Raw genomic sequence first — 7,538 nt, forward strand, 5'->3', positions numbered from 1 at the left:
CCCCCCCCCCCCCCCCCCCCCCCCCCCCCCCCCCCCCCCCCCCCCCCCCCCCCCCCCCCCCCCCCCCCCCCCCCCCCCCCCCCCCCCCCCCCCCCCCCCCCCCCCCTTTGCAAGCAGAAGACGGCATCCGAGATTTCCTGTACGGTCTCGTGGGCTCGGAGATGTGTATAAGAGACAGCGCCGGCACCGCGCGCAGTTCCACCGGCGCCTCGGCGCGATCGGCGTCGGCGCGCCGCCCCGCGGAGCGGCTGCCGGGCGCGGCGGCCGGCGCGTCATAGGCCTCGACGGGAAGGATGGCAGCGCGTTTCGTGGGAGCGGGAGGCAGGGGCATGGGCGTTCAGCTCGCGGAAGAGACAGAGGGCAGAGGTGGGGGCGACGGGGCAAAAAACAAAAAAGCCGCCTGGAACCCCAGACGGCTTTCGGTGGTGAGCGCGCTTGCAAAGGCCTGCGTCATGAAATCATTATGCATGAGCCGGATGGTCCGGCCGGCTGCTGATGCGCCGCGTTGCAAATCCGCAGATCAAGCGGCCTTGCGGTTGATTTCCTTGACCGCGGCAAGCACTTCGTCGACGTGGCCCGGCACTTTCAGGCCGCGCCATTCGGCCGCCAGAACGCCGTCCGCGCCGATCAGGAAGGTGCTGCGCTCGATGCCCTTGACCTTCTTGCCGTACATGATCTTGTTCTTGACCACGCCGAACATGTGGCACATTTTCTCTTCGGTGTCAGCGATCAGTTCGAAGGGCAGCTCGAGCTTGGCCTTGAATTCGTCGTGCGACTTCATGTTGTCGCGCGAGACGCCGAACACGGTGGCGCCGGCCTTCACGAAATCCTTGTAGCGGTCACGGAATTGCATCGCTTCCGTAGTACAACCCGGTGTATTGTCCTTGGGGTAGAAATACAGGATGACCGTGTGACCCAGGTGGGACGTGTTGGATACTTTGATTCCGTTCGTGGCGTTCGCTTCGAATTCGGGAATGGGCTTGTTGACAACGATCGCCATATGAGTTCTATTTCCTGTGCCAGGATGTGGTCGTTGAAAGCCGGGGGACGCGCCATCGATCTGACTGGCTCTTCCTTCCGGCCCCCAACCGCAGTCTCCGATTTTACCATTGACCGTTCCGGCCGGGGTTTCGCCGGCCGATGGGCCTTCCGGCCTCAGGGGTTGCCGGGCGGCTCCAGCAGCAGCGCGGCCACCACGTGGCGGCCCTCGCCGGCCAGGATGTTGTAGGTGCGGCAGGCTGCCGCGGTGTCCATCGCCTCCAGGCCGATTTGGCGCGCGATCAGGGGCTGCAGCCAGGCCGCGACCGGGAACCGGCCGCGCTGGCCGCTGCCGAAGATCACCAGCTCCGCCTCCAGCGTCGCCAGCAGCGCGAAGTGCCCGGCCGTGAGGTCCTCGAAGCGGCCGCAGTTCCATGCGAGCCGCTGCCCGCGCGAGCTGATCACCACGCTCGATTCGATGCGCTCGCGGTCCACGGCCAGCCAGCCCGGGCCGTAGCCGGTGATGGCCGGCACGTCGAATGTGTCGGGCTGGAGTTTCATGGGGGGAGGCGGGGCGGCGCGGGGCCTGGGGAGTGTGCGGGACTTGTGGTCCAATTATAGGTTTACCCGCACTTGCATCCTCCCGGAGGGACTTTGAAGGCCATCCAGAAATCCGCCAAGCTCGCCAACGTCCTCTATGACATCCGGGGTCCGATCATGGACCGCGCGAAACAGATGGAGGAAGAAGGCCAGAAGATCATCAAGCTCAACATCGGCAACCTAGCGGTGTTCGGCTTCGATGCGCCGGAGGAAGTCCAGCAGGACATGATCCGCAACCTGCCGAATTCGGCCGGCTACTCGGACAGCAAGGGCATCTTCGCGGCGCGCAAGGCGGTGATGCACTACACCCAGCAGCAGGGCATCAAGGGCGTCGCGCTGGACGACATCTACCTGGGCAACGGCGCCTCCGAGCTGATCGCGATGGCCACCAACGCGCTGCTCAACGACGGCGACGAGCTGCTGCTGCCGGCGCCCGACTACCCGCTCTGGACCGCGGCCACCAGCCTGTCGGGCGGCACGCCGGTGCACTACCGCTGCGAGGAGTCCGACGGCTGGATGCCCGATCTGGACGACATCCGCGCCAGGATCACGCCGCGCACCAAGGGCATCGTGGTGATCAACCCGAACAACCCGACCGGCGCGCTGTACTCCGACGCGCTGCTCAGGAGCATCGTCGAGATCGCGCGCCAGCACGGCCTGGTGATCTTCGCCGACGAGGTCTACGACAAGGTGCTGTACGACGGCGTCCGGCACACGGCGATCGCCAGCCTGTCGGAGGACGTGCTGACGCTGACCTTCAACTCGCTGTCCAAGAGCTACCGCTCCTGCGGCTACCGCGCCGGCTGGCTGGTGCTCTCGGGCGACAAGCGCCGGGCGCAGGACTACATCGAGGGCCTGAACATGCTCTCGAACATGCGCCTGTGCGCCAACGTGCCGGGCCAGTGGGCGATCCAGACCGCGCTCGGCGGCTACCAGAGCATCGACGAACTGGTCGGCCCGGGCGGGCGCTTGCGCCGCCAGCGCGACCTGGCCTACGAGCTGATCACCGCCATTCCGGGCGTCACCTGCGTCAAGCCGCAGGCCGCGCTCTACATGTTCCCGCGGCTCGACCCGGCGGTGTACCCGATCGCCGACGACCGCCAGTTCTTCCTGGAGCTGCTGCAGGAGACGCGGGTGATGCTGGTGCAGGGCACGGGCTTCAACTGGCCGACGACGGACCATTTCCGCATCGTCTTCCTGCCGCACGAGGACGACCTGCGCGAGGCCATCGGCCGCATTGCGCGCTTTCTCGAAAGCTATCGAAAGCGTAGCGCGTAGCCCAGGTGCTGCCTGGGCTTCAAGCCATTTTTGTTCTCAAGATTGATATGAAACCGATTCAAGTAGGCCTGCTGGGCATCGGCACCGTGGGCAGTGGCACGTTCAACGTGCTCAGGCGCAACCAGGAAGAGATCCGCCGCCGCGCCGGCCGTGGCATCGAGATCACCATGGTGGCCGACCTGGACGTGGAGCGCGCCCGGGCCGCGGTGGGCGAGGGCGTGCAGGTGGTGGACGACGCGCGCAAGGTCATCGCCAACCCCGAGATCGACATCGTGGTCGAACTCATCGGCGGCTATGGCGTGGCCCGGCAACTGGTGCTGGAGGCCATCGCCGCCGGCAAGCACGTGGTCACCGCCAACAAGGCGCTGCTGGCGGTGCACGGCACGGAGATCTTCGAGGCCGCGCACAAGAAGGGCGTGATGGTGGCCTTCGAGGCGGCCGTGGCCGGCGGCATCCCGATCATCAAGGCGCTGCGCGAAGGCCTGACCGCCAACAGCATCCAGTGGATCGCCGGCATCATCAACGGCACCACCAACTTCATCCTGTCGGAGATGCGCGACAAGGGCCTGGACTTCGACGTGGTGCTCAAGGAGGCGCAGCGCCTGGGCTATGCCGAGGCCGACCCGACCTTCGACATCGAAGGCGTGGACGCCGCGCACAAGGCCACGCTGATGTCGGCCATCGCCTTCGGCATCCCGGTGCAGTTCGACAAGGCCTACGTCGAAGGCATCACCAGGCTGGCCGCGCAGGACATCCGCTACGCCGAGCAACTGGGCTACCGCATCAAGCTGCTGGGCATCACCAAGCGCGCCCACAAGGGCGTCGAGCTGCGCGTGCACCCGAGCCTGGTGCCGGCCAAGCGCCTGATCGCCAACGTCGAGGGCGCCATGAACGCGGTCGTGGTGCAGGGCGATGCCGTGGGCACCACGCTGTACTACGGCAAGGGCGCCGGCAGCGAGCCCACCGCCAGCGCGGTGATCGCCGACCTGGTCGACATCACTCGACTGCACACCGCCGACCCGGGCAACCGCGTGCCGCACCTGGCCTTCCAGCCCGACGCCATGAGCGACCTGCAGGTGCTGCCCATGGCCGAGGTGGTCACCAGCTACTACCTGCGCCTGCGCGTGGCCGACCAGGCCGGCGTGCTGGCCAAGGTCACCGGCCTGCTGGCCGAGGCCGGCATCAGCATCGACGCGGTGCTGCAGCGCGAGGCCGACGAAGTCGGCGGCGAGGGCGCCACCCAGACCGACCTGATCATCCTCACGCACGACACGCGCGAAGGCACCATGGACGCCGCCATCGCCCAGATGCAGGCGCTGCCGACGGTGCTGGCGCCGATCGTGCGGATTCGCAAGGAAGAGCTGGCCTGACGCGGCTGAATACTTGGTAATACAATATAAGGTATTACTTTTGGAGGCTGTATGGGCTACGCACTCACCGTCAAGAGCCAGGTCACCATTCCGAAGGCGATCCGCCAGCACCTGAAGGTCGCACCGGGCCAGGAAGTGGAATACGAGCCGCTGCCCGACGGCAGTGTGCGCATGACGGTGGCCACCCCCGAAAAGCGCGATGTGGAAGACCTCCGGGCGGCGCTGCGCAAGTGGCGGGGAACCGGGGTGCTGAAGCAGTCGACCGAGGACATCATGCGCTTCACCCGTGGCGAGGAAGCGATGCGATGACCTTGGTCGACGCCAACGTGCTGATCGACTTGGTCGAGGGCACGTCCCAATGGTACGACTGGAGCGAAGAGCATCTGCTGCAGGCCGCATCGGCGGGCCCGCTTTTCATCAACGCGATCGTTTACGCAGAGATCGCCCGCGACTTCGGGAGCCAGTCCGATCTGGCCGATTTCCTGCGGGACGTCCGTATCGGACTCGACCCGATCGACCAGGACATGGCGTTCCAGGCCGCGCAGGCCCATGCCCGCTATCGCCATGCGGGCGGCCAGCGTGCCGCAACGCTCCCCGACTTTTTCATTGGCGCGCATGCCAACGTGCGGGGATGGACGCTGCTCACCCGCGACAGCAAGCGCATCCAGACCTACTTTCCCGACGTGGCATTGATCTGTCCTTCCGCATGAACTACCTCTCCACCCGCGGCCACCCCGCGCGCAAGCGCTTCTCCGACATCCTGCTGGAAGGCCTGGCGCCCGATGGCGGCCTGTACCTGCCCGAGCACTATCCGCAGATCAGCGAGGCGCGGCTGGGCGAACTGCGCCGCGTCTACCAGGAGCAGGGCTATGCCGCGCTGGCCTTCGAGATCCTGTCGCTCTACATCGACGACATCCCGGCCGCCGACCTGCGCGCGATCTGCGACCGGACCTACACCGCCGCCGTGTTCGGCACGAAAGAGATCGTGCCGCTGCGCGAGCTGGAAGACGGCTTCTACCTCGAAGCCCTGTCCAACGGCCCGACGCTGGCCTTCAAGGACATGGCCATGCAGCTGCTGGGCCATCTGTTCGAGTACGAACTGGGCCGCCGCGGCGAGGAGCTCAACATCCTCGGCGCCACCAGCGGCGACACCGGCAGCGCGGCCGAGTACGCGATGAAGGGCAAGCGCGGCGTGCGCGTGTTCATGACCAGCCCGCACGGCCGCATGAGCCCGTTCCAGCAGGCGCAGATGTTCGGCCTGCAGGACGCCAACATCCACAACATCGCCATCGAAGGCGTGTTCGACGACTGCCAGGACATCGTCAAGGCGGTGTCGCACGATGCCGAGTTCAAGCGCCGCTACAAGATCGGCACCGTCAACTCGATCAACTGGGCGCGCCTGCTGGCCCAGGTCGTCTACTACTTCGCCGGCTACTTCCAGGCCACGCGCGGCAACGGGCAGAAGGTGAGCTTCACCGTGCCGAGCGGCAACTTCGGCAACGTCTGCGCCGGCCACGTGGCGCGCATGATGGGCCTGCCGATCGAGCGCCTGGTGGTGGCCACCAACGAGAACGACGTGCTCGACGAGTTCTTCCGCACCGGTGTCTACCGCGTGCGCGCCGGCGCCGACACGCACGAGACCTCCAGCCCGTCGATGGACATCTCCAAGGCCAGCAACTTCGAGCGCTTCGTGTTCGACCTGCTGGGCCGCGACGGCGCCGAGGTCAGGCGCCTGTTCGCCGACGAACTGGGCCGCACCGGGCGCTTCGCGCTGCAGGCGCATCCGTCCTTCGCCGACGCCTCGGGCCGCTACGGCTTTGCCAGCGGCCGCAGCACGCATGCCGACCGGCTGGCCACCATCCGCGACACCTGGGAGCGCTTCGGCACCATGATCGACACCCACACCGCCGACGGCGTGAAGGTGGCGCGCGAGCAGCTCCAGCCCGGCGTGCCCATGGTCGTGCTGGAGACGGCGCTGCCGATCAAGTTCGCCGCCACCATCGTCGAGGCGCTGGGCCGCGAGCCGGACCGGCCCAGGCAGTTCGAAGGCATCGAGTCCCTGCCCAAGCGCGTGACCGTGCTGCCGGCCGACGCGCAGCGGGTCAAGCAGTACATCGCCGAGCATTGCCAGTAGCCGCTTTCCGGCATCTTGCAAGTGAAAAGTGCTTGTAGCCCAGGTGTTTCCTGGGCTTTCAGCTATTGTTTCAGGAGCATTCGCGCATGAAGGTCGTCGGTTTCGCGGGCTACTCCGGCGCGGGCAAGACCACCCTGCTGGAGCCGCTGATCGGCCTGCTGGTGTCCAGCGGCGCGCGCGTAGCGGTGGTCAAGCATGCGCACCACCGCTTCGACATCGACCACGAGGGCAAGGACAGTTGGCGCCACCGCAAGGCCGGCGCCTGCGAGGTGCTGGTGGCCTCCGACCTGCGGCTGGCGCTGATGCGCGAGTACCCCGCGCCGCGCGAGCCCGAGGTGCATGCGCTGATCGCCGAGATCGATCCCGGCGTCGACTGGGTCCTGGTCGAGGGCTTTCGCGGCAGCGACCTGCCCAAGATCGAGATCTGGCGCGCGCCCACCGCCGGCCACGCCGCCAACCCCGTGCGCTACCCGCAGGACCCGGCCGTGCAGGCCATTGCCACCGACCGGCCCGGCGCGCTGCCCGAGCCCACCGCGCTGCCGGTGCTCGACCTGAACGACGTGCCGCTGATCGCGCGCTGGCTGGCCGCGAACGGCGCGCGCTTCCACTACCGCCCACCCTTGCCCTGACGGCGTGATGGGGCGCAGGCTTGGCGTGACAATCGCCCCATGTCCGAACCCCTAGCCCCCAACGCCGCGCCGCCGCTGCTCGACGGCAGCCCGCGCAAGACCCTGACCTCCCTCGACGACGCGCTGGCCGAACTGCTGTCGCACGCGCTGCCGCTGGCCGGCACCGAGACCGTCTCCACCTTCGACGCCGACGGCCGCGTGCTGGCCGAGGACCTGGTGTCCGAACTGCAGGTGCCGCCGCAGGACAACAGCGCCATGGACGGCTACGCCGTGCGCAGCGCCGACTGCGCCCGGCCCGGCGCCGTGCTGCCGGTGGCGCAGCGCATCGCGGCCGGCCAGGCGCCGCGACCGCTGCCGCCGGGCACGGCCTGTCTCTTATACACATCTGACGCTGCCGACGAAGAGAACCTAGTGGAGGTGTCGGGGGGGGGGGGGGGGGTGGGGGGGGGGGGGGGGGGGGGGGGGGGGGGGGGGGGGGGGGGGGGGGGGGGGGGGGGGGGGGGGGGGGGGGGGGGGGGGGGGGGGGGGGGGGGGGGGGGGGGGGGGGGG

General features: G+C 68.1%; 9 protein-coding genes and 1 pseudogene. 8 read left to right on the forward strand and 2 right to left on the reverse strand.

Features of this window, described 5'->3' with window-relative positions; genetic code table 11:
* The coding region (locus JHD63_RS20965) for a hypothetical protein (RefSeq protein ID WP_198972742.1) at positions 1-278 on the forward strand (278 nt) is incomplete at its 5' end.
* A 242-nt stretch (positions 279-520) separates the two neighbouring features.
* Here JHD63_RS20965 and JHD63_RS20970 read toward each other — a convergent pair.
* A complete protein-coding gene (locus JHD63_RS20970) occupies positions 521-1,000 on the reverse strand; it encodes a peroxiredoxin (RefSeq protein WP_198972743.1) in 480 nt (159 codons plus the stop codon).
* Positions 1,001-1,155: 155 nt separating this feature from the next.
* Positions 1,156-1,539, reverse strand: a complete 384-nt coding sequence (locus JHD63_RS20975; protein ID WP_198972744.1) for an Mth938-like domain-containing protein — start codon at positions 1,537-1,539, stop codon at positions 1,156-1,158.
* A 93-nt stretch (positions 1,540-1,632) separates the two neighbouring features.
* Between JHD63_RS20975 and JHD63_RS20980 the strand changes: the two genes are divergently transcribed.
* From JHD63_RS20980 to JHD63_RS21010, 7 genes and pseudogenes are all read left to right on the forward strand, one after another.
* Complete coding sequence (locus JHD63_RS20980) at positions 1,633-2,856, forward strand: pyridoxal phosphate-dependent aminotransferase (protein WP_198972745.1); 1,224 nt, start codon at positions 1,633-1,635, stop codon at positions 2,854-2,856.
* Positions 2,857-2,903: 47 nt separating this feature from the next.
* Positions 2,904-4,226, forward strand: a complete 1,323-nt coding sequence (locus JHD63_RS20985) for a homoserine dehydrogenase (RefSeq protein ID WP_198972746.1) — start codon at positions 2,904-2,906, stop codon at positions 4,224-4,226.
* A 51-nt stretch (positions 4,227-4,277) separates the two neighbouring features.
* A complete protein-coding gene (locus JHD63_RS20990) occupies positions 4,278-4,535 on the forward strand; it encodes an AbrB/MazE/SpoVT family DNA-binding domain-containing protein (RefSeq protein ID WP_198972747.1) in 258 nt (85 codons plus the stop codon).
* On the forward strand, positions 4,532-4,936 hold the full coding sequence (locus JHD63_RS20995) for a type II toxin-antitoxin system VapC family toxin (RefSeq protein ID WP_198972748.1): 405 nt from the start codon (positions 4,532-4,534) through the stop codon (positions 4,934-4,936). The genes JHD63_RS20990 and JHD63_RS20995 overlap by 4 nt, the downstream gene beginning before the upstream one ends.
* On the forward strand, positions 4,933-6,360 hold the full coding sequence (thrC, locus tag JHD63_RS21000; protein ID WP_198972749.1) for a threonine synthase: 1,428 nt from the start codon (positions 4,933-4,935) through the stop codon (positions 6,358-6,360). Before JHD63_RS20995 ends, thrC begins: the two co-directional genes overlap by 4 nt.
* 65 nt (positions 6,361-6,425) lie before the next feature.
* Positions 6,426-6,989 (forward strand): molybdopterin-guanine dinucleotide biosynthesis protein B, encoded by a 564-nt coding sequence (gene mobB / locus JHD63_RS21005; RefSeq protein WP_255519313.1) that lies wholly within the window; start codon positions 6,426-6,428, stop codon positions 6,987-6,989.
* A gap of 39 nt (positions 6,990-7,028) precedes the next feature.
* Positions 7,029-7,538: pseudogene (locus JHD63_RS21010) on the forward strand (hypothetical protein); the annotation flags it as partial.

This window comes from Xylophilus sp. ASV27, assembly GCF_016428875.1.
Classification (GTDB): domain Bacteria; phylum Pseudomonadota; class Gammaproteobacteria; order Burkholderiales; family Burkholderiaceae_C; genus Xylophilus.